This is a genomic window from Rhodoferax sp. (assembly GCF_010365055.1).
In the GTDB taxonomy this organism is placed as follows: Bacteria; Pseudomonadota; Gammaproteobacteria; order Burkholderiales; family Burkholderiaceae_C; genus Rhodoferax.
This window is the reverse complement of record NZ_JAAFHA010000017.1, coordinates 1-25235: the sequence shown is the minus strand read 5'-3', so window position 1 is coordinate 25235 and position 25235 is coordinate 1. Positions and strand designations below refer to the sequence as shown.

Genomic DNA, 25235 nt, shown 5'->3' with positions numbered 1-25235 from the left:
ATTTTGATCAAACCCACGGGGACGCCCATTCCGTCAGCGGCCACCCACAAGTCCGTGATGTGGACAGTCTGCTCGGTTTCGGGCGCTTCCAGCTTGCGCGCGGCCGAGTCTCAAGGGCGCCTTAGGGCGAAATGTGGCAGCGTTGCACGTAGGCGTCAGCAGCCGTATTGACCAGCTTGCCGAAAGCTATCAAAATTAGAGCGGCCAGCGCCGCCATGGCACGCACACCAGATGAAAAAACAACCCCTATGAAAACACCTGTCAACACCTTCAAACAAGCCCTGCAGCACCAGCAGACCCAGATCGGCCTGTGGCTCGGCCTGGCTGACCCCTATTGCGCCGAACTCCTGGCCGGCACCGGCTATGACTGGCTGGTGATCGACGGCGAGCACGCGCCCAACGATCTGCGCTCGGTCCTCGGGCAACTGCAAGCCATTGCCAGCGCCACCAGTGCGCTGGCTGGCCCCGGTTCGCACCCCGTGGTTCGCGTGCCGGTGGGCGACACGGCGCTGATCAAGCAATACCTGGAACTGGGGGCGCAGACCCTTCTGGTGCCGATGGTGGACACGGCGGCCCAGGCGGCCCAATTGGCGCAAGCCATGCGTTACCCGCCGCAGGGCATTCGCGGCATGGGCAGTCCGATCGCACGGTCGTCGCGCTGGCAGGGCTACCCCAACTACATTCATGAAGCCAATGACCAGGTGTGCCTGCTGGTGCAGGCCGAGACGGTGGAGGCCATGGAGAACCTGGACGCCATCGCCGCCACGCCGGGCGTCGACGGCGTCTTTATCGGCCCGGCCGATTTGTCGGCCTCGATGGGTTTTCCAGGCAACCCCGGTCATCCCGAGGTCCAGGCCGCGATTGAAGACGGCATCGCCCGCATTCTCAAGGCCGGCAAGGCGCCCGGCACACTGGCGACCAGCGAGGATCAGGCACGCAAGTGGCTGGCGGCCGGGGCCTTGTTCGTGGCGGTGGGCGTCGACACCATGCTGCTGTCGGCGGCGGCGACAGCGCTGCTGGAGAAGTTCAAGCTGCCGGCGGCTGCTGCCGCTGCGGTCCGTGGTTATTAAACACTGCTACCATAATAATATCTACCAAGGCATACGGGACAAGGGCTAGAGCCCGATATGACCCATTAATCTCTCAACGAAGTGTGTATGGAGGACGCCCGCGAGATGGGCGGAAATGTCAGATTTTTTCTTTGACCGTCTTGGACGCGCCGTCCGCCTTGACGCGAGCGATGTCAGATTCACGCGCTGCCTCGGTGGCGTACATCTGGCTGGTGCCAATGACCTGATGATTGCCCGTCACTGCTCTTGCTCAGTTCATACCAGCCAGTCATATTTATTCTCCTGTAGTGAGGCACAGACTGTGCAAAAGCTCGGGCAGCCGATGCGCTCAAGCCGAGTCAATCCATGAGACCTCTCAAATAGGATTGACAGAGACGACCGGCTCTTGCTTGCGAAATCTCAATGACTCAGCCTCATCACGGCTGCACCGCAAAATGCCGCGATCTTGCGCACCGTCAATACCGGCGCAATTTGCCACGCCAAGATAATCGAAGCTAAGCCGCTCTCATCATGACCGTTGTCCTCCCCCTTGTTGCCGCCATCGATTCGTTGCTGAACCCAGCGCGGCTTCATCTGCGCATTGGGAGCGAGCCATGAGTGGATTAACCCAGCTCGATGCGGCCCAGCGGCTCAGGCAATACGGCCCTAACCGGCTTCAAGCCGCCACCCAACAGGCCGTGTTGCTCCAGTTTCTGGCGCACTTCAAAAATCCACTGGTGCTGGTGCTGCTGGCGGCCAGCGGCCTGTCGGCCTTGACGGGTGACCTCACGGGCGCCGTCATCATCGGTGTGATTGTGATGATGAGCGTGACGCTGGACTTTGTGCAGGCTTACCGGGCCGGCCGCGCGGCTGAACAACTGGCCCTCAAGGTGGCCGTCACCGCCACCGTGCTGCGCGACGATCACCCGTGCGAGTTGCCGGTGACCGAGCTGGTGCCCGGCGACGTGGTGCTGCTGTCGGCCGGCAATCTGGTGCCAGCCGATGCGCGGTTGCTGGAGGCGGATGACTTCTTTGTCAACCAGGCGCAGCTGACCGGCGAACCTTTTCCGGTCGAAAAGCGCGTTGTCAAACCCGGCGATGCCGGCGCCGAACCGGCCCCAGCCGAGGCCTGGGCCCTGGATGCGCCGGACGCCGTGTTCATGGGCAGTTCCGTGATCAGTGGTTCGGCGCGCGTGACGATTGGCCGCACCGGCAGCGCCAGCGCGCTGGGGCTTGTCGCAGTCAGCCTGGCAGAAAAATCGCCTCCCACCGCGTTCGAGATCGGCACCCGGCGTTTCGGCATGCTCATCATGCGCTTGACGTTTCTGCTGGTGCTGTTCACCTTGCTGGTCAATGTGGCATTGCACCGCTCCTTGCTCGAATCATTCTTGTTTGCCGTGGCACTGGCGGTGGGCCTGACGCCCGAGTTGTTGCCGATGGTGGTATCGGTGACGTTGACCCGCGGCGCCCTGCGCATGGCCGCGCTGAAAGTGATTGTGAAACGCCCGTCCGCCATTCAGGACATGGGCGCGATGGATGTGCTGTGCACCGACAAAACCGGCACATTGACTGAGGCCCAAATCCGGCTGGAGCGCCATGTCGATGCGCAGGGCGAGGATGACCCCCATGTGCTGGAACTTGCCTACCTGAACAGTTTTTTCGAGAGCGGCCTGAAAAGCCCGCTCGACGATGCCATCCTGGCGCACGAAGAGATCGACGTATCAAGCTGGCACAAGATTGACGAAGTGCCGTTTGATTTCGAGCGCCGGCGCGTGTCGGTGCTGGTGGAGCGCGGCGCTGCGCGCCGGTTGGTCGTCAAGGGCGCGCCCGAAGACATGGTTCGCCTGTGCACGCACTACCAGGACAGTGCGGACGCCACGGTGCTGCTTGATGAGGCGGCGCGCGCGCGCATCAACGCGCTGTTTGACAGTCTGGGTGAAGAGGGCTTTCGGGCGCTGGGCATCGCCTGGCGCGAGGTGCCCAGCGATCACCCGCATGCGGTGGTGTCAGACGAGAGTGCGCTCATCTTTGCCGGTTTCGCGGCCTTTTTGGACCCGCCTAAGGCCAGCGCGGGCGAGGCGCTCAAGGCACTGACCGCCAGCGGCGTGGCCGTCAAAATTGTGACGGGTGACAACGAGCGCGTCACCCGCCATGTCTGCACCCAACTGGGCGTGCCCATTGAGGGCGTGCTGACCGGCGCGGAGATGTCGGCCATGCAAGACGATGCCCTGCGGGCACGGGTGGAAGGCGTCAACCTGTTTTGCCGCGTCAACCCGGCGCAAAAGAATCGCATCATCCTGGCACTGAAAGCGCGCGGTCATGTAGTGGGCTATCTGGGTGACGGCATCAACGACGCACCCTCCCTGCACACGGCCGATGTCGGTATTTCGGTGGAAGGCGCGGTCGACGTGGCCAAGCAGGCGGCGGCCATGATTCTGCTGGAGCACGACCTGATGGTGCTGCACCAAGGCATTCTGGAAGGCCGACGCACCTTTGGCAATGTGATGAAGTACATCATGATGGCCACCAGCTCCAACTTCGGCAACATGTTCAGCATGGCGGCGGCCACCTTGTTTCTGCCGTTTCTGCCGATGTTGCCACTGCAGATTTTGCTCAACAACCTGATGTATGACGTATCGGAAATCACGCTGCCCATGGATAACGTGGACGAGGAGGACCTGGCGCAGCCGAGACGGTGGGACATGGGTTTCATCCGCAATTTCATGCTGACCATCGGCCCCATCAGCTCGCTGTTTGATTTTCTGACCTTCTACCTGCTGCTCAGCCTTTTCAACGCGCATGAATCCTTGTTTCGCACCGGCTGGTTCGTTGAGTCCATCGCCACCCAGGTACTGGTTATTTTTGTGATTCGCACCCGGCGCAACCCCTTGCGCAGCCACCCCAACCGCTGGCTCGTGCTGACGTCTCTGGCGGTGGTGGTCACGGCGATGTCGCTGCCGTTCACCCCGCTGGCTCCTTACTTGGGGTTCACGCCGCTGCCGATGGGGTTTTTCGGACTGCTGATGCCCTTGCTGATCGCCTACCTGCTGGCCGTGGAAGGAGGCAAGCAATGGTTCTACCGCCGCCTGATGCGGGCTTGAGTGCGGGCGAGGCCGCCCAGCGCTTGCAAGCCGACGGCCCCAACGCATTGCCCGGCGACCAGCGTCGCACCCTGCACGCCATCGTCCGGGAGACCCTGCAAGAGCCGATGTTCATGCTGTTGCTGGCAGCGGGCACGCTCTACCTGGTGTTGGGTGACCTGCACGAAGGACTGGTGTTGTTTGGACTGGTGCTGGTGGTGCTGGCCTTGACGCTGTACCAGGAAGGCAAGACCGAGCGGGCCATGGCCGCCTTGCGCGATCTCACCAGCCCGCGCGCGCTGGTGCTGCGCGAGGGGCGACCGCTGCGCATTGCCGGGCGCGACGTGGTGCAGGGCGACATCCTGCTGCTGTCCGAGGGCGACCGCATTGCCGCCGATGCGCTGCTGATCAGCGGCACCGACCTGCAGGTCGACGAATCCCTGCTGACCGGCGAGCCGGTGCCGGTCAGCAAGATCGCGACACTGCGACCCACTGCGCAACCCGCAGCGCGCCCCGGCGGGGACGGTTTGCCCTACCTGTTCTCCGGCACCCTGGTGGTGAAGGGGCACGGCAGCGCGCGCGTGACCGCGACCGGCCCGCGCAGCGAGATCGGACGCATCGGCACCGCGCTGGAGACCCTCACCAGTGAACCGTCGCCGCTCAAAAAGCAGACCGCCCGGCTGGTGAAAGTGCTGGCGCTGATTGCCTTTGGCGCCAGTCTGCTGCTGGTGCTGGCCTATGGCCTGCTGCGCGGTGACTGGATGGCCGCGTTGCTGGCCGGCATCGCGCTGGCCATGGCCATGCTGCCGCAGGAGTTCACGGTGGTGCTCACAGTGATTCCGGCCTTGGGCGCTTGGCGCCTGTCAAAACAAAACGTGCTGACCCGACGCATCGCCGCGATTGAGACCCTGGGTGCAACCTCGGTCCTGTGTGTGGACAAGACCGGGACGCTGACCGAGAACCGCATGACCGTGGCGCAACTGTACGCCGAGGATGCCAGCCGCGCGAACGACGGCCCGCGGGAACGTTTGATGGTCGATTACGCCGGCACTGCGGATCTGCCCGAGAGCTTTCACACCCTGGTGGAGTTCTCGATTCTGGCCAGCGTCGCCGAGCCGTTTGACCCGATGGAAAAGGCCTTTCACCGGCTCGGCCAGCATTTCCTCAAAGACACCGAGCATCTGCACCACGACTGGACCCTGATGCAGGAATACGGCCTGACCTCTGAATTGCGTGCCATGTCCCACGTCTGGAAAGCGGTGGCGGGGGAGGTGCATGTGGTGGCGGCCAAAGGGGCGCCGGAAGCGATCATGGATTTGTGCCACCTGGACGGCCCTGCGCAGGCACGCATCGCGGCGGCCGTGAATGAGATGGCCGCCAGCGGTTTGCGGGTGTTGGGTGTGGCCCAGGCGCGCTTTGCGGGCGAGCAGTGGCCCGCGATCGAGCATGATTTTGAGTTTGAATTTGTCGGCCTGCTGGGGCTGGCGGACCCGCTGCGCGGCGATGTTCCAGCGGCCGTGGCCGAGTGTCGAACGGCGGCCATCCGCGTGGTCATGATCACCGGCGATTACCCCGCCACCGCCAGCGCCATTGCCAGAGCGGCGCAGCTGGACACGGGCGACGCGCAAGCGGTGCTCACCGGTGACGCCATGACGGGCATGAGCGACGCCGAACTGCAGCAACGTATGGCAACGGTCAGTGTTTGCGCCCGCATCGCCCCCGAGCAAAAACTGCGCATTGTTCAGGCGCTGAAAGCCAATGGCGAGATTGTGGCCATGACGGGCGATGGCGTGAACGACGCACCGGCGCTGAAGGCCGCGCATGTGGGCGTCGCCATGGGCGGACGCGGCACCGACGTGGCGCGCGAGGCCGCGTCGCTGGTGCTGCTGGACGACAACTTCGCTTCCATCGTGCGCGCGGTGCGGCTGGGGCGGCGCATTTTTGACAACCTGCGCAAGTCCATGAGTTACATCCTGGCGGTGCATGTACCCATTGCCGGCATGGCGCTGCTGCCCGTGCTGCTGGGCTGGCCCACCATGCTGTTCCCGGTGCACATTGCGTTTCTGGAGCTGGTGATCGACCCGGCCTGCTCCATGGTGTTCGAGAACGAGCCGACCGAGTCCGGTGTGATGCAGCGCCCCCCGCGCAAGGTCAACACGCCCCTGTTTGGCGGCATGACGCTGCTGCTGGCGCTCTTGCAAGGTCTTGGCGCGCTGGCGTTCGTGATGGGCGCTACCGTTTGGGGCGCCAGCCAGTTGACCGAAGGCGCGGCGCGTGCCTTCGCTTTTGCGACACTGGTCTGCACCAACTTGGCGCTGATTTTCTCCAACCGCAGCCGTGTCGGCTCACTGTGGGCCAGTTTGTGGGTGCCCAACCGTACGCTCTGGATCGTGACGAGCGCGGCGCTCGCCCTGATGGCGCTGGCGCTGTATCTGCCGTGGCTGGCGCGCTTGTTTGTGTTTGAACCGCTGCCCCTGCCCTACTTGACTGCCGCGCTGGGCTTGGGGTTGACCAGCATGCTGTGGTTTGAGGCGGTCAAACTCGGTCAGCGCCAGACAGCAAAAGTTGTGTCAATCTGATCGCGTGCCGGATGGAGCGGAGTCATCGACCAGTGCACTGGCTACGAGCTGCGCCCGCAATGTTTCCACTTCATCAAGCAACTGCAGCGCCAGCGCGGCACCGGCCGGGTTCACGCCCAGGTCGCGCTGCAGGCGCGCCGCTACCGTGACGTGGCGGGTCTGCGCGCTGGTGAAGCGCCAGTTCGCTGGCTCATTGCCAGCCATCGGTGCCAAGGCGCCTTCCTCAATCAACTCGACGATGAAATCGGTCTGCACAGCGCAGGTGCGACTGATCTCCAGCAGGGTCAGCTCGGCGGCCGGTTCTGCTGTCGCGGCGCGGGTGGCGGCGCGCTTTGGCGTGGTACTCATGCGGCGGCTCCCAGTCTGGCACGGGGGTTGAAACCTTTGAACTGTGTGGCCATGCTGCGGTAAAACGCCTGGGCCGCTTCGCTGTCGGCCGGGGGCAAGGCAATTTTCAGCACGAAGTAAAAGTCGCCGGGCGTGCGCGCCGGAATGCCGCGCCCCTTCAGGCGCAGCTTGCGGCCTTCGACCGAACCGGGCGGAATCTTCAGGTCCACAAAGCCACTCGGTGTGGGCACGTCGATCTGCGCCCCTAACGCCGCTTCCCATGGCGCCACCGGCAAGTCCAGGTAAACGTCATGCTTGTCAATGCGGTAGTGCGCATGCGGGCGAAACTCGATCTCCAGGTACAAATCACCTGGCGCGCCCTGCCCCATGCCGGCGTCACCCTGGCCCGCCAGTCGAATTTGCTGTCCGGCGCGCACGCCCTTGGGAATGTTGAACTCGATGGTGTGTTCGCGCGTGGCCACATGGCCCTGGGCGTCAAGCGTGGGCACCTGCAGCGTGACCCGGCGCGTGGCGCCGTGGTAGGCGTCTTCCAGGTCGATCTGGATTTTGGCGTGCCGGTCCTGTCCCGGCGCATGAAAGGCGGCACCCCCGTGCCGACCACCGCGCTGCGCGCCAAAGCCGCGACTGAACAGTGACTCGAAAAAGTCGCTGTAGTCGCCGGCCTCACCCGCGCCAAATCCCGCACCGCCCGTTTCGAACCCGGCGTTCCAGTCCGGTGGCGGTCGAAACTCCTGTCCGCCTTTCCAGTTGGCACCCAGCTGGTCATAGGCGGCGCGCTTTTCCGGGTCCTTTAAGACCTCATAGGCCTCGCCAATTTCCTTGAAACGGGCTTCGGCGTTGGGCTCCTTGCTGACGTCGGGGTGGTACTTGCGGGCCAGGGTGCGGTGCGCGCGCTTGATCTCGTCCTGCGTCGCACTGCGCTCCAGGCCCATGGTCTTGTAATAGTCCTTGAATTCCACTTGCATCCTCCCGGCCATAAATACGGCCCACCAGCGCAAGCGCTTCGCTGACGCCGGATTGATTGTCACCCCGCTCAGGGGCCGCGTCCATCGACGTCAGTGCGCGTGTTCCTTGCGCAATTTTTGCACCTTCTCCAGGCTGACCTTGACCTTGATCCGCTCTGCATTGATCGGCGTGCGAATGCCAAACTGAACATTGCTGGTCTCGCGGTAGAGATATTTGCTCAAGGGCATGCCGCCCGCATTGACAATGCTCACGACGTGTGGAAGATTGGCGCGCGACCCGCGCGCAACGACGACCGCTTTTTCGCCGTTGACCAATTGCACGTAAGTGCCCGGAGGATAAAACCCGAGTGCCGTCGCCATGGCCGAACCGATGCTGGCGGTGTCTGGCGTCGCGCCCAAAAATGCCGATTTCGCCGCGCCCAAGGCCGACATCGCAAGTCGCGTCTTGCGCGCCGCCATCTTGGCGACAAACCCATCCGCCAGGCGCAGCAGGCGCCTGGCCATTGCGTTGTGCGCCAGCCCGTGTGACTCGTCGGATTCATGGTGCCAGCGCACGATGTCCAACTGGTCTTCGTCGCTCACCCCCATGTGCCGCAACAGTTCGACACTTTTGCGAGGGTGTTGCCGCACCAACTCTCGCTGCGCCTCGGTCGGCAACGAGCTCTGCATGGCCAGCTTATCCTGCTCCCGCGCCATGCCGATGTTCATGACCAGGGCGGCACGAAACAGGCCGCCGCCGGTAAGCGCCACCATGTCAAGTTTTTCTGCAGTCAACGCACAAACCACCGCTGACAGCAGGCCGTGGGTCGCACAGTAACCCAAGCTGACCTCGGCCAGTGCCTGAAACAGGATAAACAGGCATTCATCCGGATCGCTGCTCAGCAACTCGAGCGCCCGAGTCTCAATGCCCGCCAGCCGGGGCAAGGGGTTGATGGCAGCCTCGCCCTGGTACAGCAGCCCGCGCAGAATCTCCTGCAAATCGAGCCAGCCCCCCAGCACTTGGGCGCCGAACAGGTAATCGGCCTCCACAAGTTCACTGGGAAGATCCGCTTGCAGGATGGTGTCAAGATCGACGCCCCGCCGCACCAGTGTGTTGATCAGCCGCTCATAGCTTTTTTGCCAGGCGCGGGCATCAGTGGCGGTCATGCAGGCCTGGTGGGCATGCAAGGTCTCACGCTGCTGCTCCGACAGGATCGCCTGCCCGCGGCGCAACAACAGGCGCCCGTCAGGGGCCAACACATCAACGGGCAGCGTGTTGCCGAGTTTGAGTCGGGCCAGGGGCAGCGCGACGTAATCCATCAGTCGGCCACCAGCACGGGCACACGCGGTGCCAGTGCGCACATCAGTTCGTAGCCCACCGTCCCAGCCGATTGGGCCACCTCGTCAATGCCCAGTACCAGTCCATTGGCGGCGCGCCCCCAGAGCGTCACATCGCTGCCGATCCCTACATGGCCACCGGCGGCGGTCACGGCGCTCAAGTCAACGGCGAGCATGTCCATGCTCACGCGGCCCACCGTGCACGTGCGAACGCCATTGACCAGCACCGGCGTGCCCGTGGGGCAGACGCGCGGGTAACCGTCGGCGTAGCCACAGGCGACGACCCCGACCTGGATCGGCTTTTCCGCCACAAATGTTGAGCCATATCCGACGCTAGCCCCAGTATCTATTGATTGAGTAGCTATTATTTTTGCAGTCAGTGTCATGCCGGGCTGCAACGCCCAGTCGGCCGCGCTGTGCTGGGGAAAGTCAGGCGCGCTGCCATAAACGGCGATGCCGGGGCGCACCCAGTCGGAGGCGATAGATCCGTCGCCCGGCAGGTCGTCCGTTGGCTTGACGGACGTGAAGCGCAAGGTGGCGGCGCTGTTGCTCAAGCTGCGCTCGCCCGGCAAGTCGCGCGTGACTTCGGCGAACACCGCCATCTGCTCTGCAATACCGCGGGCGCCATCGGCGTCACTGAAATGCGTCATCAGCGATATTTCATCGACCTGCGGCAGGGCATTCAGGCGCGTCCAGGCGGCGCGGTAACGCGCTGGCGTAAAGCCAAGGCGATTCATGCCGGAGTTCATTTTCAGAAACACCCGCTGCGCCACCTTGGTCTTATGGCTCGCCAGCATGTCGATCTGCTCGTCGCAGTGCACCGTATGCCACAGGTCCAGCCGCGAACACAGTTCCAGGTCGCGCAGTTCGAACGCGCCCTCCAATAAAAGAATCGGTCCACGCCAGCCCAGGGTCCGCACGCGCTGCGCCTCGTCCAAGTCCAGCAGGGCAAAGCCGTCGGCCGCGCGCAAACCCTCAAACACGCGCTCAATGCCATGGCCGTAGGCATTGGCTTTGACGATGGCCCAGACTTTTGCCTCCGGCGCGGCCAGGCGCGCGCGCGCCAAATTGTGGCGCAGTGCAGCCGTGTGAATGGTGGCTTGGATTGGACGCGGCATGGGCACTCTGGGGTTAAAGCGTGAGGTAGGGATTTTGACACTACGGGGGCGTGCTATAAACCCGCATCGTTCAAGACACCCCATACCCACTGCATCAGCCACTGATGCGCGCCTGTAGACAATGAAACGCGGCTTTTTTACCATCATGTCGGCGCAGTTTTTTAGCTCGCTGGCCGACAACGCCCTGTTTGTGACTGCCGTGCAATTGCTCCGAAGCAGCCATGCACCCGAATGGCAGCAAGCCGCCCTGGTGCCCATGTTTGCGCTGTTTTACGTGGTGCTCGCGCCTTTTGTCGGCGCCTTTGCCGACTCCATGCCCAAGGGCAAAGTGATGCTGATCAGCAACTTCATCAAGGTGGTGGGCTGCCTGTTCATGCTGTTTGGCTCGCACCCCTTGCTGGCGTACGCCATTGTGGGCTTGGGTGCCGCGGCCTATTCGCCGGCCAAATACGGCATCCTGACGGAATTGTTGCCGGCCTCGCAGTTGGTCAAGGCCAATGGCTGGATTGAAGGACTGACCATTGCCTCGATCATTCTGGGCGTGTTGCTGGGCGGGCAACTGGTGGGGCCGGTGATCGCGCCCTGGCTCCTGGCCATTGATATGCCCCTGATAGACACCGGCGTGAACAACGCGCCCGAGGCCGCGATTTGCGTGCTGATTTTTGTTTATTTGCTGGCGACCTGGTTCAACACCCATATCCCCCTGACCGGGGTCGAGATGCGGCCGTTGCCGCGGCGCATCACTTCGCTGTTGCCCGATTTCTGGGCCTGCAACGCCCGTTTGTGGCGCGACAAGCTGGGCCAAATCTCGCTCGCCGCCACCACGCTGATCTGGGGTGTGGCGGGCAATTTGCGCTTTATAGTGCTTGCCTGGGCCGCCGCTGCGCTGGGTTACTCCGTCACACAAGCCTCGGCCCTGCAAGGCGTGGTGGCGATCGGCATGGCGGCCGGCGCGGTGGTAGCGTCGATGCGCATGCGGCTGGAGGACGGTCCCCGGGTCATCACGCTGGGTATCGTGATGGGCGTCCTGATCATCCTGCTGATCTTTATCAGCAACGTCTGGGTGGCGGCGCCGTTTCTGATCTTGCTGGGCGCGCTGGGCGGCTTCCTGGTGGTGCCGATGAACGCGCTGCTGCAGCACCGTGGTCACAACTTGATGGGCTCGGGGCGCTCCATCGCAGTGCAGAACTTCAACGAGCAGGCCTGCATTCTGGGGCTCGGCGCGGCCTACAGCCTGTCCACCGGGCTGGGCGTGCCGACCTTCGCCGCCATCACCGGCTTTGGCCTGGTGATCGCCGGCTTCATGTGGCTGATCCGGCGCTGGCACGCGCACAATTGCGTGGTGCATCGGGTGGAGATCGAGCATCTGCTGAGCATTGCGCGCAACGACAAGTTTGAGGTTTGATGCGCTTGAAGTCAGCCAAGCCCTATTTCGCTGCCCTCCCTTGAGCAAGACGGCACTCGCCGCGGCGGCACTGACGCTGAACGCCTTCGTCTGGGGCGTGTCTTGGTGGCCGTTTCGCGCCTTGCAGGACCTGGGCCTGCACCCGCTGTGGACCACCGCCCTGATCTATGCCTTTGCCCTGCTCTGTCTGGGCCTGGTGCAGCCGCGCGCCTGGCGCGGTTTTCTGCGCCACCCCGAGCTGTGGTGGCTCCTGCTGGCGGCCGGATTGACCAACGTCGGCTTCAACTGGGCGGTCACGGTGGGCGACGTGGTGCGGGTCGTCTTGCTGTTCTATTTGATGCCGGCCTGGGTGGTGCTGCTGGCCTGGCCGCTGCTGGGCGAAAAGCCCACCACCGGCTCGCTGCTTCGCCTGCTGCTGGCGCTGGCAGGTGTGGTGATTGTGCTCAAGACGCCGGCGTCGCCCTGGCCGGTGCCCGAGAGCCTGGCCGACTGGCTGGCCCTGATGGGCGGCTTTTGTTTTGCCTTGACCAACATCCTGCTGCGCCGGCTCAATCAGACCCCGGGCGAATCCCGCATGCTGGCCATGTTTGCGGGCGGCGCCGTGCTGGCCAGCGCGGCTGCCGTGCTGGGCTTGGGGCTGGACGTGGTCACGCCGCTGCCCACGCCCGACCTGGCCTGGGTCGCCTGGGTGCTGCTGATCAGCCTGGCTTTCCTGGCGGGCAACTTCGCGCTGCAATACGGCGCCGCCCACCTGAGCGCCAGCGCGACCTCGCTCATCATGCTGTCTGAAGTGGTCTTTGCCAGCGGCTCCTCCGTGCTGCTGGGGGCCGGCACACTGTCCACGCGCACCCTGATCGGCGGCGCATTGATCCTGCTGGCGTCGCTGCTGTCAGTGCTGTCGTTTCGCCAGCCGGCTTGAGGGGACCGACTTGGAACGTCGGCAGCCACTGGCGCTCATGCAAGGACCGCCGACCGACCGTATATCCTTGCTTGGGGCCGGTGGGACGCGCCGTAAAGGTGGCAGCAAATGTTATGGTTGAGTCATGAAAACACAAATTGATCATTTGGTCGTCGTCGCCAAAACGCTGGAGTTGGGGGTGCAGTGGTGCGAGGACAAACTCGGCATCACCCCCGGCCCGGGCGATGAACAGGCGCTGTATGGCACACACAACCGCTTGTTCAAGATCGCAACGCCGGTCCATCCGCTGGCCTATCTTGAAATCATCGCCATCAATCCGGCCGCCAAAAGGCCGGCCAATTCGCCGGCCAAGCGTTGGTTTGACATGGACGATGCGGCGCTGCAAGCCGCCGTTGCGATTGAGCCGCGTCTCGTGCATTTTGTGGTCAATACCAGCGACATCCAGGCCGCGCGAACCGCGTTGAAAGCGCAGGGTATCGACAGCGGACCGGCGGTGCAAGGCAAGCGCCACACCCGCCGTGGTGTGCTGCAATGGCAAATCACGGTGCGCGACGACGGGCAACGCCTGTTCAACGGCGCGCTGCCCAGCTTGATTCAATGGGGCAGACCCGATGCGGCCGAGCCCTTGCGCCTTCACCCCAGAAACAGCTTGCCGCGCTCCGGTGTCACGCTGCAGCAGCTTGGCATCACGCATCCGACGGCTGCCAAGCTGCAAGCGGCGTTTGAGGCCATCGGACTCACCGACATTGGCCTTGAAACCGGCCCAGCCAATATCACCGCGACGCTACATACACCCAAAGGCATCGTCATGCTGGAGAGCCACGGGATCTAGCGCTTCGCCCGCCGTCACGGTCAGCCCACGACCGCCCTGCGGCTTTGCGCCAGAAGTGCGACACTGGCCGCCCCATCCACCCATCGGGAGCGTCCATGAGCACTGCGTACGATTTTGAAGCCCGGCAGATCAATGGCCAATCGGTGTCCTTGAGCCAGTTCAGGGGCAAAGTCATGCTGATCGTCAACACGGCCAGCGCCTGTGGCTTCACACCGCAGTTTGCCGGCCTGGAAGAGTTGCACGAAACCTATGGCAACAAGGGGCTGGTGGTGCTGGGGTTCCCGTGCAACCAGTTTGGCGCGCAAGACGCCGGCAGCAACGACGAAATCGCCGAGTTTTGCCAGTTGAACTATGGCGTGAGCTTTCCCATGATGGCCAAGATCGACGTCAACGGCCCGCAAGCCCACCCGCTCTACCAGTGGTTGACCAAAGAGGCGCCCGGCCTGCTCGGCAGCAAGGCCATCAAATGGAATTTCACCAAATTTTTGATCGGCAAGGACGGCCAGGTGCTCAAGCGCTATGCGCCGACCGACACGCCCGCCGGCATGGCCAGAGACATTGAAGCGGCGCTGGCGGCCTGAGCCGGCTCAGTTGACCTGCCACGGCGGCCGGATCAGGGCCAGCGCCGGTGAGGGCCGCGTCACACTGGCGTCAAACGGATGCACCAGCGCGCCCACCGCGCGCAGGATGCGCCGTACATAGGCGCGGGTCTCCTGGTACGGTGGCACGCCCCGGTAACGCTCCACCTTGCCCTCGCCCGCGTTGTAGGCTGCGGCCACCAGGGCAATATCACCCTCGAAATAGGCCAGCAACCAGCGCAGATAGGCCAGACCACCGCGGATGTTCTGCGCCGCATCAAACGGGTTGCGCACCTTGAAGCGCTGGCTGGTCTCGGGGATCAGTTGCATCAGGCCTTGCGCATTCATGGGGGACAGCGCCTGGCTGTCAAAATTGGACTCGGCGGCAATGATGGCCAGCGCCAGCTGCGGCTGCACCTGGTACTGGGGCGCCATTTTCATCACCAGCTCAAAAATCTTGCGGGGCGCAACTGCGTGGTAGTCCACACCCGGCTCCGGCGCCAGCTCTGGCAACACGGGCGCTCGCAAGGGTGCCGGCGGACGCAGGCACTCGGGTACGTCAGTGGTCGCCCCGCCGACGATCTTCAACATGCGTTGGGCGGCCTCCAGCCCCTGCGCGGCGGCGGACTGAAAAAAATAGGCAGCCGTCGCGTCGTTGCGTGGCACGCCGCGCCCGTTGGCATAAATCCAGCCCAGGTTGTAGTGGGCTTGGGCGTCGCCCAACAACGCGGCCTTGCAGTACAGGGAGATGGCCAGTTCCAGGTTGCGCGGCACGCCTTCGCCGTTTTCGTACGCGATGGCCTGCTGGCGCAGATCGACAGTGGGGGCGCTGTCAGCAGGACTGTTCTGCGCCCACGCCGACAGCGCGGCAGCAGCTCCAAAGAGCGCCAGAAACACGGCCCGAACAAGAGAATGGCGTGGGTGCATGCCAAGCAGTGTCCAGGCTTTTCTGGCGGCGCTCCTTGCGAAACCTCAACGCGGGGCATGGCCGCTTGGTCGCGCCGCCGGCCATGCCACGGCACTCGCAACGAGCCGCAGGGCTAGAGCATTTTCTCCAGGAACGCCCGCGTGCGGGGATGGGCGGGGGCAGCAAACAGCTCGCGCGCCGGGCGCGCCTCGACGATGGTGCCACCGTCCATGAAGACGACACGGCCAGCCACTTCACGGGCAAAGGCCATTTCATGCGTCACAACGATCATCGTCATGCGCTCCTCGGCCAGTGCGCGCATGGTGCTCAGCACTTCGCCGGTGAGTTCAGGATCCAGCGCCGAGGTGGGCTCGTCGAACAGCATGATGTCTGGCTCCATCGCCAAGGCCCGCGCGATGGCCACGCGTTGCTTCTGGCCGCCAGACAGGCGCGAGGGATAACTGTCGCGCTTGTCGAACAGCCCGACCTTGCGTAAGAGGGCCTCCGCCTTGGGCACGATCTCGTCCAGGCGCGCCGCCTTCACCGTCAGCGGTGCCTCAATGAGGTTTTGCAGTACAGTCAGATGGGGAAACAAGTTGAAGTGCTGAAAGACCATGCCCATCTTGCGGCAGACGCGGCGAATTTCGGCCTCTGGCACGTAGCTGCAATGGCCTTGGACATCGGTGGTCACCAGCGCCTCGCCCTCAATCTCGATGCTGCCGCGGTGGATGGTCTCCAGATGGATCAAACAGCGCAGGAAGGTGCTCTTGCCCGATCCTGACGGACCGATAACGGCGAGCACCTCGCCCTTGTCGACGTCCAGCGATACCCCCTTGAGCACTTCCACCGCGCCGAATCGCTTGTGCACATCGACCGCGCGAATCATCAAGCTATTCATCATAGACAGCGTATTTCTTTTCCAGACGCTGGAAGCCGTAGGTCAGCACCAGGGTCATGATCAGATAGAAGGCGGCCGCCACGACAAACGGCATCGTCGTGAAATCGCGTTGAACAATCCCGCGTGCCGCCCGCAGCAGGTCGTTCATGGCCAGCACATAAATCAGGGAGGTGTCCTTGACCAGCGTGATGGTCTCGTTGCTCATCGGCGGCAGGATGCGCTTGAGCACCTGCGGCAGCACGATGCGGCGCATGGTCTGGGGATAGCTCAAGCCCAGCACCTTGGCACCCTCGTACTGGCCGCGGTCGATCGACTGGATTCCGGCGCGGAAGATCTCCGCAAAATAGGCGGAATAGTTCAGCACAAAGGCGACAATCGCCGACGGGAAATCGGGCAGACTCACACCAATGATGGGTATGAAGGGCAAGGCAAAGTAGATGAACAGCATCTGCAGCATCAGCGGCGTGCCGCGCATCAGCCAGATATAGCCATTGACCAGCCCACTCAGAAAGCCAAAGCGCGAAATTCTGATCAATGCCAGGCCCAGACCGAGCGGCACCGCGAGCACCAGCGTGATCAGGAAGACCTGAAGCGTGACGCCGCTGCCCTGCAACAGGGGGGGCAAGATGTCGGCAAGGTAATTCATGGCAAAGTCTCAGGGCCCGGAAATAAAAATCCGGCCGGGTAGACGCGCCGTGCGCCTACCGGATGGCTGGATGACCGATGTCAGTCCCGGAGCTTGAGTTGCTTATTTTTTGACGATGTCCTTGCCGAACCACTGGGTCGAAATTTTGGCGGCGGTGCCATCGGCCTTCATGTCGTCCAGTGCCTTGTCCAACTTGGACAACAGTTCGGTGTCGCTCTTGCGTGTGCCAACGCCGTAGTCTTCGGTGCCGAAATTTTCCTCCAGCACACGGTACTCGCCCGGCTTCTTGCCGGTGTAATAGCGGCCAACGATTTCGTCCACCACCAATGCGTCCAGACGTCCAGCCGAGAGGTCCATCAGCGCCGTGACGTTGTCGCCGAACTTCTTGAGTTCCTTGATCGACTTGGCGGTAGCTTCGTCCTTTTGAATGGCATCAACCGCGCTGCTGCCATCCTGCACGCCCACCACCGCACCGCTCAGTTGCGCCTTGGTCGTGATCGGCGACTTCTCGGTCACCACGATGATCTGGCGGTTTTCAAGGTAGGGCTTGGTGAACAGGATCCTGGCCTTGCGCTCTTCGGTGATCGTCAGGCCGTTCCACAGCACATCGATGCGATTGCCATTGAGTTCAGCTTCCTTGGCGTTCCAGTCGATGGGCTTGAAGCTCACCGTCGCACCGAGGCGCTTGCCAGCCTCTTTGGCCAGGTCGATGTCAAAGCCGACCAGCTCATTCTTGTCATCACGAAAACCCATCGGCGGGAAATTGTCATCCAGGCCAATGACAATCGCTTGGGCAGGCGCCGGAGCCACGGCCACAGGCTCTTCCTTCTTGCCGCAGCCCGTCAACACCATCGCGGCCAGCAGGCCAGCCATCAAACACAAAACGCGTTTTTTCATTTCTTTTCCCAGTTGTGAAACAGTTATCGATCGGCAGGGTGCCGCAGGCAACGGGCCCCGGTAGCGGCCCATCTCATCCCTTGTGCAAGACGTAATTTTAACGAGAAGCCACGGTGTCTTTTGCGGCGGGCATCGTTGACGGCAGTTCAATATGCCCAACCGATTCGTGCCCAGCGCCGATGAACGCCTCCAGTGAATGAAACAGATCGTCAAAAATTTCCACCCCGATAGCGTCGCCAATCAGTTGGTACTGCAAATCGATCAACGGCGCCATTTCGCGCACCAGCTGATCCCCCTTCGGCGCCAAACGAACCACAACCCGCCGCTGATCGCCGGCCACCCGGCTGCGTTGAATCAGCGCCAGCGCCTCCATGCGCGCCAATACGCCCGCCATGCTGGCGCTGTGAATCTGGCACAAACTGCAGATTTCACGCGGTTCAAGCAGATCGTGCTCATCCAGCAAGCGCAGGATTCGCCACTGCTGATCGGTGAGGCCATAGTGATTCAGGATCGGCCGGAAGTGAGCCATCAGGCACTCCCGCGCTTTGAGAAAGCGCTGGGGCAGGTTGCGATAAGCAATTCGGGGCTTCAAACGGGACTCCATGACGTCTCTTTACTTACTAATATATTAGTGATTAAACTACTAACATGTTAGTGAGCCATTTTAATCATTGGATCCGAATGCGGCGCGCGGCCTCGATGGTCAGGCATTGCCCTTGCGCACGCAAGACAGTCCTGCCGCGGATGCTGCGGTGGTCGCGTGTGAACAAAGTGCTGGCCATTGTGGCCGACCCCCACGCCCATGAGCGGCCTCTGATAGTGATTGATCGACCTATTGAATCCACTTGCGCGAATCGCTGGGCGATGCGCCGGTCCCCGCGCCGCTGGCGCTGATCCACGCTTGCCTGACCGGATGGCAAAAACACCAACTAAAGAGGAACAAAGAAATGCACAACAATATTGACAGCCGCATCCGCCTGCCATTTTTGAAAGAGCGCGTGACCAGCGCCGCCAAGGCGGCCGAATGGATCCAGGACGGGATGACGGTGGGCATGAGCGGCTTCACCCGCGCGGGCGACGCCAAGGTCGTGCCGCTGGCACTGGCGGAACGGGCGCGCTATGAAAAGTTGAAGATCACGCTGATGACCGGCGCCTCGCTGGGCAGTGATGTCGACAAGACACTGACCGAAGCGGGCGTGCTGGCGCGGCGTATTCCGTTCCAGGCCGATCCGGTGCTGCGCGCGGCCATCAATCGGGGTGAGGTGATGTATGTCGATCAGCACCTGTCGGAGACGGTCGAGCTGCTGCGCACGCGGCAGATCGCCCCGATCGATGTCGCCATCATCGAGGCTATCGCCATCACCGAGAGCGGCGCCATCATCCCGACCACGTCGGTCGGCAACAGCGCCAGTTTTGCCATTCTGGCGGACAAGGTGATCGTCGAAATCAACCTCACCCAGTCGCTGGAACTCGAAGGCTTGCACGACATTTTCATCCCCAAGCACCGCCCGCGCCGCGAACCGATGCCTTTGATGACGCCGTATGACCGCATCGGCACCACTGCGATCGAGATTCCACCCGAAAAGATCGTCGCCATCGTCTTCACGGAAAAGCTCGACAGTTCCTCCACCATCCTGCCGCCCGACACTGAGACGGCGGCCATCGCAGCGCATCTCGTGAATTTTTTCAAGGAAGAAGTGGCCCAGGGCCGTTTGAGCGAGAGCTTGCTGCCGATGCAGGCCGGCATCGGCACCATCGCCAACGCGGTCATGGCGGGCTTTATCGACAGCCCGTTCAAGCGCCTGACGATGTACTCCGAGGTACTGCAGGACTCCACCTTTGACCTGTTCGACGCCGGCAAGCTCGACTTTGCGTCCGGCTCCTCGATCACCTTGTCGGCGGAAAAAAGCCGGCAGGTGTTCAACGACATCGGCAAATACAAGGACCGGCTGGTGCTGCGTCCGCAAGAAGTCAGCAACCACCCCGAAATCATCCGGCGCCTGGGGCTGATCGCGATCAACACCGCGCTGGAAGCCGACATCTATGGCAACGTCAACTCCACCCACGTGCTGGGCACGCACATGATGAACGGCATTGGCGGCTCGGGCGACTTTGCGCGCAACGCCTACCTGTCGGTGTTTGCGACCAAGTCGATCGCCAAGGGCGGCAAGATATCGAGCATCGTGCCGATGGTGTCGCACGTGGACCACACCGAACACGACGTGGACATCATCGTGACCGAAGTCGGTCTGGCTGATTTGCGCGGTCTGGCACCGCGCGAGCGTGCCGAAGTCATCATTGACCACTGCGTGGCGCAACCTTACCGGCAAATGCTGCAGGCCTACGTGGCCCGCGCGAAACAGCGGGGCGGCCACACGCCGCATATATTGGAGGAAGCGCTGTCGTGGCATTCCCGCTACCGTGACACCGGCTCCATGTTGCCCGAGCAGGTCACCCCCGACATCCATTCCTACGAGAAAAGCGTTTCACTGTCGATCTGATGGCCTGCTGCCAGGGTGCTCGGATTTCTTCCAGGCGACATGAAGCGCCTTAAAAGAGATTCAAGCCCTTAAGCATCACGATCAGGATCAGCAACGGAGAGACATAGCGCAACAGAAAAAACACCGCGTTCGCCAGTTTTTCATTGGCCAGTTGGCCGTGGTTGGTGAGCGCCCCCCGGAACTTGCCCGCACCCCAGACCCAGCCGACAAACAGGGCGATAAAGATGCCCCCGGCCGGCAGAATGATGTTGGACGACACGAAATCGAACAAGTCGAACATGGTCAGCCCGAACAGCTTGAAGTCAGCCAGCGCGCTGTTGCTCAGCGCGCAACTGGCACCCAAGACCAGCAGCAGTGACAGCGTCAGCAGGGTCGCCTTGGGGCGCGACAGGCCAAAACGCTCGTGCAAAATGACCACCGGCACTTCCATCAGGGACAGCATGGCCCCGGTGGCGGCAACGGCTGCCAGCACAAAAAAGGCGACCATCAGCCATTGCCCCATGGGCATCTGGGAAAAAACGGCCGGAATGGTGATGAACACCAGCGCCGGGCCGGCGGCTGGCGCAAAGCCGAACGTAAAGACCGCCGGGAAGATGGCAATCCCAGCCAACATCGAGACACACAGATCGGCACTCATGACGCGCAAGGTGGTGAGCGGGATGTTCTGGTCGTCCCGAAAATAGCTGCCATAGGTCATCATGGTGCCCATGCCGATCGACAGCTTGAAAAAAGCCAGTCCCATGGCCGTCAGCACCACCGACGCAGTAATTTTGCTGAAGTCGGGCTGAAACAGGAACGCCAGTCCTTCGGCCGCCTTGTCGAGCGACAGGCTGACCGCGCACAGCAGCAACAGCAGCAGGAACAACAGCGGCATCAATTTTTTGGTCAGCGCCTCAATGCCCTTGGTCACCCCCATCAGCAGGATGCCGCCGATAAAAACCAGCACCGCCCACTGCCAGAGCAGCGACTGCAGGGGGTCGCTGATCAGCGCGCCAAAAGCGGCCTCGGTCACCTGTGGATCGCTGCTGAGGATGGAGCCGCGCAGCGCCTTGACCACGTAGGCAAAGACCCAGGCGACGACTTCAGAATAGAACGACAGGATCAAGAAAGCAGCCAGCATGCCGGCCATGGCGACCAGCCACCAGGGTTGGCCCTTGGGCGCCAACGCTTGCAGCGCAGAAATGGGATTGGCCTTGGCCTCACGTCCGAGCGAAATCTCGGCCATCATCACCGGCAGACCCACCAGCAAGGTCGCCAGCAAATACACCAGCAAAAAGCCCGCACCGCCATTGGCACCGGTCAGATACGGGAATTTCCAGATATTGCCCAAACCGACCGCTGAGCCCAGCGTGGCGGCCAGCACGCCGAAACCGGAACTGAAGCCGGGTCGTTGCAGGCCCTGGTCGGGTCGCGCGAGGGCGTTCTTTTCCTTCATGGGTGCACGGCAGCGCGTTGCACGGTAGTCTGCGCCGGCCGTCAGCGCGGCGCCATGGTGCGCAGGCGGGCTGCGGCTTCGCGCAGGCTGGCGGCGGTGCTGTCCCAGCCCAGGCAGGCATCGGTGATGGAGACGCCGTAGCGCAACTCTTGCGGTTTGCCGAGCTTCTGGTTGCCCTCGAACAGGTTGGATTCCAGCATCACGCCCTTGATCGACTGGTTGCCATCGGCAATCTGGTGCACCACGTCTTTGAGCACCAGCGTCTGCAGCGCATGGTTTTTGCGCGAGTTGGCGTGGCTGCAATCGATCACGATGTTGACCGGCAGGTGGGCCGCCTGCAGCGCGCTTTCAGCTTGCGCTACCGCCACCGAGTCGTAGTTGGGCACGGCGCCACCGCGCAGGATCAAGTGGCCAAAGGCGTTGCCGCGCGTTTGCGTCAAGGCCACTTGCCCCTCGCCGTTGATGCCCAGGAACGCGTGCGGCTGCGCTGCCGACAGCATGCCGTTCAGGGCCACCTCCAGATTGCCGTCGGTGCCGTTCTTGAAGCCGACCGGGCTCGACAAGCCGCTGGCCAGCTCGCGGTGCGTCTGGCTTTCGGTGGTGCGCGCGCCAATGGCGCTCCAGGCGATCAGGTCGCCCAGGTACTGCGGCGTGATCGGGTCCAGCGCTTCGGTGCCGCAGGGCAGGCCCATGTCGTTCAGGTCCACCAGCAGCTGGCGCCCGACGCGCAGCCCCGCTTCAATGTCAAACGAGTCGTCCATGTGTGGGTCGTTGATCAGGCCCTTCCAGCCGACCGTGGTGCGGGGTTTTTCAAAGTAGACCCGCATCACGATGAACAACTGGTCCGTCAATTCATCGGCCAGCGCTTTGAGACGCTGCGCGTAGTCTTTGGCGGCCTTGATGTCGTGAATCGAGCACGGCCCCACCACCACCAGCAGACGTTTGTCCTGCCCCTGCAGGATGTTGGCCACGGTGGTGCGCGCCGTACTCACGGTCTGGCTGGCACGCGCCGTGGCGGGCACGGCGTCGTGCAAGGCGCTGGGCGATAACAAGGGCTGCTGCGACAGCACGTTCAGGTTTTCAAGGGCCGAGGGGAAGGTCATGGCAGCGTCTGTTCCATAAAATTTATAAGAAATCGAGCTCTAGCCCTTATTCTATATGCGTAAGTAGCTACATTTTTAATAGTAAATTTTTCGCGGCTGCGTTTGACAGCTCAATCCACGCCTGCAAGCCGCCACCGGGGCGGGCTTCCAGTGTCACTTGCCAGCCGTTGGCGCGGGCCAGTTCTTTGACAATCGTCAGCCCCAATCCTGATCCGCCCGTGGCCGGGCTGCGTGAGGCATCCAGCCGGTGAAAGGGCTCAAACACCGCTGCCAGCTGATCCGGCGCAATGCCCGGGCCACGGTCCAGCACACCGATGCGGCATTGTTGCCCCGCCAGCACGGCCACCAGTTCCACCGGCGAGCCCGGTGCATAGCGCTGGGCGTTTTGCAGCAGGTTGCCGATGGCGCGCTGCAAGGCGGTGGGGGCGATGTCCCACGGGCACGGCGGGCAGCTCACCGTGACCGGGCTGGCTGGCGTTGAAAAGTCCGATGCGATCTGATGCAGAAAGTCTGCCAGTGCGGTGCGCACCGGTTGCTCATGCGCCAGCCCACGCGCCAGGTCCAGCACATTGCCAATCAAACGGTTCATCTGCTCAATGTCGCGCTCCAGGCGCTCGATCAGCTGGGGGTCGGGCTTGTCTTTGAGCATTTCAAGGGCGAGGCGCATGCGCGCCAGCGGGGTGCGCAGGTCGTGCGACACGCCGGCCAGCAAGGTGGTGCGGGCTGAAAGCAACTCTCGCACCTGTTGCGCCATGGCGTTGAAACGCCGGCTCAAGGCCGCCATCTCGCGCGGTCCGGTCTCGGGCAGCAGCGTCGGGCTGCCGCCCTGCCCGATCAGCGCGCTGGCGGCTTCCAGTTGCGCCAGCGGCCGGGTCAGGCGGCGCGCCAGCCAGAGGGCGACGCCAAAGGCGAAGATCAAACCGACCAGCAGCGCGATAAAGAAAGCCATCAACGGCTGACTGTCAACGCGGGTCGCCGACAAACCCACCGTCAACAGGCCACTGCCGGTCGACACGTTCGCCCAGTACCAGGTGCCACTGTCCAGCGTCTCGCTGCGCAGATGTTGCTGCAGGCCGGTACGGCGATTCAAAGCGTCCTCCAGCACATAAAAGTACGGTGGAAGCCATTCGTCATGCCCCATGCCGGGCCGGTCTGCACGCAGCGCCAGCGCGTGGCTTTTGAGCAGCTCTTCTTCAAATGCCGGGCGGGTTTGGGGGGGCAATTCGGCCCAGGTCTGCGCTGACAACACCATCAGCCCGGCCAGGTCGTCCGCGGAACGCCGTGCCAGCGGCAGCAAGACCCACAGCGCAAACAGGGTGATGGTCAGCAGTTCGATCAGCACAAAAGCGATGGCCAGCGCCAGCGTGTTTTGGCGCGCCAGACTTCGGGGGGCTCTCAAGGCTGTCCACCCCGGGGATTGAAAAGATAACCCTCCCCGCGCACGGTGCGAATAAACACGGGCGCAGCGGGTTCAGGTTCAATCTTGCGCCGCAGCCGGGTGACGCGGTTGTCGATGCTGCGGTCAAACGGGTCGCGCTCGTAGCCGCGCAACATATCCACCAGCGTGTCGCGTGAGAGCACGCGGTTCGGGTGCGCCACCAGAGCGGCCAGCAGCTCGTATTCGGCACTGGTCAGCGCCACTTCCTGACCGCCCCGCAACAGCCGGTGACCCAGGGTGTCGAGCGCAAAGGGGCCAAAACGGGGCGGCACTGCCGCTGCGGCCAGCTCGGGCTCTGGCACATGGCTGCGGCGCAGCAGCGCGCGCAGCCGTGCCAGCAGTTCACGTGGGCCAAAGGGCTTGGCAAGGTAATCGTCAGCGCCGACTTCCAGGCCAATGACGCGGTCAAGTTCTTCGCCACGTGCCGACAGCATCAGAATCGGCACCGACGATTTGGCCCTCAGGGCACGCGTCAGCGACAGGCCGTCTTCACCTGGCAGCATCAAATCGAGCACGATGGCATCGGGCATTGGCCCGTTGAGTGCCGCCCACATGGCCGCGCCGTCGCCCGCACTGGCCACCACAAAGCCGTTCGCACCCAGATAAGTCGCGAGCAGGTCGCGCAGGTCCGGATCATCGTCGACAACAAGAATATGGGGGTTGGTCACGGCGTTCATGGTAGATTTTGAGGCAGTTTACGCCGCGCCCCGGCGCTTTGAGCGCGTCTGACACCTGGCGATACCCGCTGCGACAAACAGAGACACAACAAGGCTTTTCTGACATCCTGCAGCGACACGCGCGCTGGACCATACACCTACCCGGAAAACAAACACCATGAACACCCGCACTTTCATCTGCTCATTGCTGCTTGTGACCTTTGTGTCTGGCATTGGTGCTCAGTCCCTGCCAAGGGACTCAGAGCCCATGTCAAGCCGTCCGTTGAATCTGTCGGTGCGCAAACCCATTGCGCCGGCGGCTGATCCCACGGTACTGCTTGTTGACAAAGAAGGCCAAGTCACCAGCCCGGTTCAGCCCGGCGGCGCAAGCAGCCAGGAGGATACCGGTGCAGCTGTTGTCATGCCTTACGGTGCTGGTTATGAGAATCGCCAGCAGGGTAAGGCGTCTGGCAACAGCGGAGGCGGCGGTAGCAGCGGCGGCGGTAGCAGCGGCGGCGGTAGCAGCGGCGGCGGTAGCAGCGGCGGCGGTAGCAGCGGCGGCGG

At 62.9% G+C, this 25235-nt stretch carries 24 protein-coding genes; 9 read left to right on the top strand and 15 right to left on the bottom strand.

Annotation, left to right across the window (positions count from 1 at the left end; translation table 11 throughout):
- The first annotated feature begins 248 nt into the window (after window positions 1-248).
- The gene (locus GZ093_RS06355; RefSeq protein ID WP_296483634.1) at window positions 249-1070 is read left to right on the top strand and encodes an HpcH/HpaI aldolase/citrate lyase family protein; all 822 of its coding nucleotides are present in this window, start codon (window positions 249-251) and stop codon (window positions 1068-1070) included.
- Between the two features lie 118 nt (window positions 1071-1188).
- Here GZ093_RS06355 and GZ093_RS06350 read toward each other — a convergent pair whose 3' ends face one another.
- Window positions 1189-1311, bottom strand: a complete 123-nt coding sequence (locus tag GZ093_RS06350; protein ID WP_296483631.1) for a YegP family protein — start codon at window positions 1309-1311, stop codon at window positions 1189-1191.
- 158 nt (window positions 1312-1469) lie between these two features.
- Window positions 1470-1643: a hypothetical protein gene (locus GZ093_RS06345; protein WP_296483629.1), complete on the bottom strand. Its 174-nt coding sequence runs from the start codon at window positions 1641-1643 to the stop codon at window positions 1470-1472.
- A 20-nt stretch (window positions 1644-1663) separates the two neighbouring features.
- On the opposite strand from GZ093_RS06345, the gene mgtA reads away from it, so the two are divergent.
- Together mgtA and GZ093_RS06335 are read left to right on the top strand one after the other, a co-directional pair.
- Window positions 1664-4150, top strand: coding sequence for a magnesium-translocating P-type ATPase (gene mgtA, locus GZ093_RS06340; RefSeq protein ID WP_296483625.1), 2487 nt, complete (start codon window positions 1664-1666; stop codon window positions 4148-4150).
- Complete coding sequence (locus tag GZ093_RS06335; RefSeq protein ID WP_296483622.1) at window positions 4120-6708, top strand: cation-translocating P-type ATPase; 2589 nt, start codon at window positions 4120-4122, stop codon at window positions 6706-6708. The genes mgtA and GZ093_RS06335 overlap by 31 nt, the downstream gene beginning before the upstream one ends.
- Here GZ093_RS06335 and GZ093_RS06330 read toward each other — a convergent pair.
- The 4 genes from GZ093_RS06330 to alr form a co-directional block, all read right to left on the bottom strand.
- Complete coding sequence (locus tag GZ093_RS06330; RefSeq protein ID WP_296483618.1) at window positions 6700-7056, bottom strand: chaperone modulator CbpM; 357 nt, start codon at window positions 7054-7056, stop codon at window positions 6700-6702. The two genes, GZ093_RS06335 and GZ093_RS06330, sit on opposite strands and share 9 nt — an antisense overlap.
- Window positions 7053-8015 carry a DnaJ C-terminal domain-containing protein gene (locus tag GZ093_RS06325; protein WP_296483615.1) on the bottom strand — a complete coding sequence of 321 codons (963 nt, stop codon included), beginning with the start codon at window positions 8013-8015 and terminating at the stop codon, window positions 7053-7055. Before GZ093_RS06325 ends, GZ093_RS06330 begins: the two co-directional genes overlap by 4 nt.
- Before the next feature lie 96 nt (window positions 8016-8111).
- Window positions 8112-9320 carry a hypothetical protein gene (locus GZ093_RS06320; RefSeq protein ID WP_296483611.1) on the bottom strand — a complete coding sequence of 403 codons (1209 nt, stop codon included), beginning with the start codon at window positions 9318-9320 and terminating at the stop codon, window positions 8112-8114.
- Window positions 9320-10456 carry an alanine racemase gene (gene alr, locus GZ093_RS06315; RefSeq protein WP_296483608.1) on the bottom strand — a complete coding sequence of 379 codons (1137 nt, stop codon included), beginning with the start codon at window positions 10454-10456 and terminating at the stop codon, window positions 9320-9322. The genes GZ093_RS06320 and alr overlap by 1 nt, the downstream gene beginning before the upstream one ends.
- Before the next feature lie 121 nt (window positions 10457-10577).
- Here alr and lplT point away from each other — a divergent pair, with 121 nt between their 5' ends.
- The 4 genes from lplT (at window position 10578) to GZ093_RS06295 (ending at window position 14193) form a co-directional block, all read left to right on the top strand.
- A complete protein-coding gene (gene lplT / locus GZ093_RS06310; protein ID WP_296483606.1) occupies window positions 10578-11861 on the top strand; it encodes a lysophospholipid transporter LplT in 1284 nt (427 codons plus the stop codon).
- A 40-nt stretch (window positions 11862-11901) separates the two neighbouring features.
- Complete coding sequence (locus tag GZ093_RS06305; protein ID WP_296483603.1) at window positions 11902-12780, top strand: DMT family transporter; 879 nt, start codon at window positions 11902-11904, stop codon at window positions 12778-12780.
- A 124-nt stretch (window positions 12781-12904) separates the two neighbouring features.
- Window positions 12905-13612, top strand: coding sequence for a VOC family protein (locus GZ093_RS06300; protein WP_296483600.1), 708 nt, complete (start codon window positions 12905-12907; stop codon window positions 13610-13612).
- Between the two features lie 95 nt (window positions 13613-13707).
- Window positions 13708-14193, top strand: coding sequence for a glutathione peroxidase (locus GZ093_RS06295; protein ID WP_296483597.1), 486 nt, complete (start codon window positions 13708-13710; stop codon window positions 14191-14193).
- Window positions 14194-14199: 6 nt separating this feature from the next.
- Here the strand turns inward: GZ093_RS06295 and GZ093_RS06290 are convergent, their stop codons facing one another.
- From GZ093_RS06290 to hpaR, 5 genes are all read right to left on the bottom strand, one after another.
- On the bottom strand, window positions 14200-15117 hold the full coding sequence (locus GZ093_RS06290; protein WP_296483593.1) for a transglycosylase SLT domain-containing protein: 918 nt from the start codon (window positions 15115-15117) through the stop codon (window positions 14200-14202).
- Window positions 15118-15230: 113 nt separating this feature from the next.
- Window positions 15231-15995: an amino acid ABC transporter ATP-binding protein gene (locus GZ093_RS06285; protein WP_296483717.1), complete on the bottom strand. Its 765-nt coding sequence runs from the start codon at window positions 15993-15995 to the stop codon at window positions 15231-15233.
- On the bottom strand, window positions 15988-16641 hold the full coding sequence (locus GZ093_RS06280; protein WP_296483591.1) for an amino acid ABC transporter permease: 654 nt from the start codon (window positions 16639-16641) through the stop codon (window positions 15988-15990). The genes GZ093_RS06285 and GZ093_RS06280 overlap by 8 nt, the downstream gene beginning before the upstream one ends.
- A 102-nt stretch (window positions 16642-16743) precedes the next feature.
- Entirely contained in the window at window positions 16744-17538 is a 795-nt protein-coding gene (locus GZ093_RS06275; RefSeq protein ID WP_296483588.1) for an amino acid ABC transporter substrate-binding protein, read from the bottom strand.
- 97 nt (window positions 17539-17635) lie between these two features.
- Window positions 17636-18142 carry a homoprotocatechuate degradation operon regulator HpaR gene (hpaR, locus tag GZ093_RS06270; protein WP_296483586.1) on the bottom strand — a complete coding sequence of 169 codons (507 nt, stop codon included), beginning with the start codon at window positions 18140-18142 and terminating at the stop codon, window positions 17636-17638.
- Window positions 18143-18485: 343 nt separating this feature from the next.
- On the opposite strand from hpaR, the gene GZ093_RS06265 reads away from it, so the two are divergent.
- Complete coding sequence (locus tag GZ093_RS06265; RefSeq protein WP_296483583.1) at window positions 18486-20039, top strand: acetyl-CoA hydrolase/transferase family protein; 1554 nt, start codon at window positions 18486-18488, stop codon at window positions 20037-20039.
- 49 nt (window positions 20040-20088) lie between these two features.
- Here GZ093_RS06265 and GZ093_RS06260 read toward each other — a convergent pair whose 3' ends face one another.
- The 4 genes from GZ093_RS06260 to GZ093_RS06245 form a co-directional block, all read right to left on the bottom strand.
- A complete protein-coding gene (locus GZ093_RS06260; protein ID WP_296483580.1) occupies window positions 20089-21474 on the bottom strand; it encodes a sodium-dependent transporter in 1386 nt (461 codons plus the stop codon).
- Between the two features lie 41 nt (window positions 21475-21515).
- Complete coding sequence (locus tag GZ093_RS06255) at window positions 21516-22577, bottom strand: 3-deoxy-7-phosphoheptulonate synthase (protein WP_296483578.1); 1062 nt, start codon at window positions 22575-22577, stop codon at window positions 21516-21518.
- A gap of 67 nt (window positions 22578-22644) precedes the next feature.
- On the bottom strand, window positions 22645-23976 hold the full coding sequence (locus GZ093_RS06250) for an ATP-binding protein (protein ID WP_296483577.1): 1332 nt from the start codon (window positions 23974-23976) through the stop codon (window positions 22645-22647).
- Window positions 23973-24692, bottom strand: a complete 720-nt coding sequence (locus GZ093_RS06245) for a response regulator (RefSeq protein ID WP_296483575.1) — start codon at window positions 24690-24692, stop codon at window positions 23973-23975. Before GZ093_RS06245 ends, GZ093_RS06250 begins: the two co-directional genes overlap by 4 nt.
- A 157-nt stretch (window positions 24693-24849) precedes the next feature.
- On the opposite strand from GZ093_RS06245, the gene GZ093_RS06240 reads away from it, so the two are divergent.
- Window positions 24850-25235: hypothetical protein (locus tag GZ093_RS06240; protein ID WP_296483573.1), on the top strand; the 386-nt coding region annotated here is incomplete at its 3' end.

What these genes read in the sequence shown, in the direction of transcription:
- GZ093_RS06300 (WP_296483600.1), top strand. Translation starts at nt 12,905, where the DNA reads ATGAAAACACAAATTGATCATTTGGTCGTCGTCGCCAAAACGCTGGAG.
- alr (WP_296483608.1), bottom strand. Translation starts at nt 10,456, where the DNA reads ATGCCGCGTCCAATCCAAGCCACCATTCACACGGCTGCACTGCGCCAC.
- GZ093_RS06295 (WP_296483597.1), top strand. Translation starts at nt 13,708, where the DNA reads ATGAGCACTGCGTACGATTTTGAAGCCCGGCAGATCAATGGCCAATCG.
- GZ093_RS06355 (WP_296483634.1), top strand. Translation starts at nt 249, where the DNA reads ATGAAAACACCTGTCAACACCTTCAAACAAGCCCTGCAGCACCAGCAG.
- lplT (WP_296483606.1), top strand. Translation starts at nt 10,578, where the DNA reads ATGAAACGCGGCTTTTTTACCATCATGTCGGCGCAGTTTTTTAGCTCG.
- mgtA (WP_296483625.1), top strand. Translation starts at nt 1,664, where the DNA reads ATGAGTGGATTAACCCAGCTCGATGCGGCCCAGCGGCTCAGGCAATAC.
- GZ093_RS06290 (WP_296483593.1), bottom strand. Translation starts at nt 15,117, where the DNA reads ATGCACCCACGCCATTCTCTTGTTCGGGCCGTGTTTCTGGCGCTCTTT.
- GZ093_RS06280 (WP_296483591.1), bottom strand. Translation starts at nt 16,641, where the DNA reads ATGAATTACCTTGCCGACATCTTGCCCCCCCTGTTGCAGGGCAGCGGC.
- GZ093_RS06260 (WP_296483580.1), bottom strand. Translation starts at nt 21,474, where the DNA reads ATGAAGGAAAAGAACGCCCTCGCGCGACCCGACCAGGGCCTGCAACGA.
- hpaR (WP_296483586.1), bottom strand. Translation starts at nt 18,142, where the DNA reads ATGGAGTCCCGTTTGAAGCCCCGAATTGCTTATCGCAACCTGCCCCAG.
- GZ093_RS06245 (WP_296483575.1), bottom strand. Translation starts at nt 24,692, where the DNA reads ATGAACGCCGTGACCAACCCCCATATTCTTGTTGTCGACGATGATCCG.
- GZ093_RS06320 (WP_296483611.1), bottom strand. Translation starts at nt 9,320, where the DNA reads ATGGATTACGTCGCGCTGCCCCTGGCCCGACTCAAACTCGGCAACACG.
- GZ093_RS06265 (WP_296483583.1), top strand. Translation starts at nt 18,486, where the DNA reads ATGCACAACAATATTGACAGCCGCATCCGCCTGCCATTTTTGAAAGAG.
- GZ093_RS06335 (WP_296483622.1), top strand. Translation starts at nt 4,120, where the DNA reads ATGGTTCTACCGCCGCCTGATGCGGGCTTGAGTGCGGGCGAGGCCGCC.
- GZ093_RS06330 (WP_296483618.1), bottom strand. Translation starts at nt 7,056, where the DNA reads ATGAGTACCACGCCAAAGCGCGCCGCCACCCGCGCCGCGACAGCAGAA.
- GZ093_RS06255 (WP_296483578.1), bottom strand. Translation starts at nt 22,577, where the DNA reads ATGACCTTCCCCTCGGCCCTTGAAAACCTGAACGTGCTGTCGCAGCAG.
- GZ093_RS06345 (WP_296483629.1), bottom strand. Translation starts at nt 1,643, where the DNA reads ATGAAGCCGCGCTGGGTTCAGCAACGAATCGATGGCGGCAACAAGGGG.
- GZ093_RS06285 (WP_296483717.1), bottom strand. Translation starts at nt 15,995, where the DNA reads ATGAATAGCTTGATGATTCGCGCGGTCGATGTGCACAAGCGATTCGGC.
- GZ093_RS06275 (WP_296483588.1), bottom strand. Translation starts at nt 17,538, where the DNA reads ATGAAAAAACGCGTTTTGTGTTTGATGGCTGGCCTGCTGGCCGCGATG.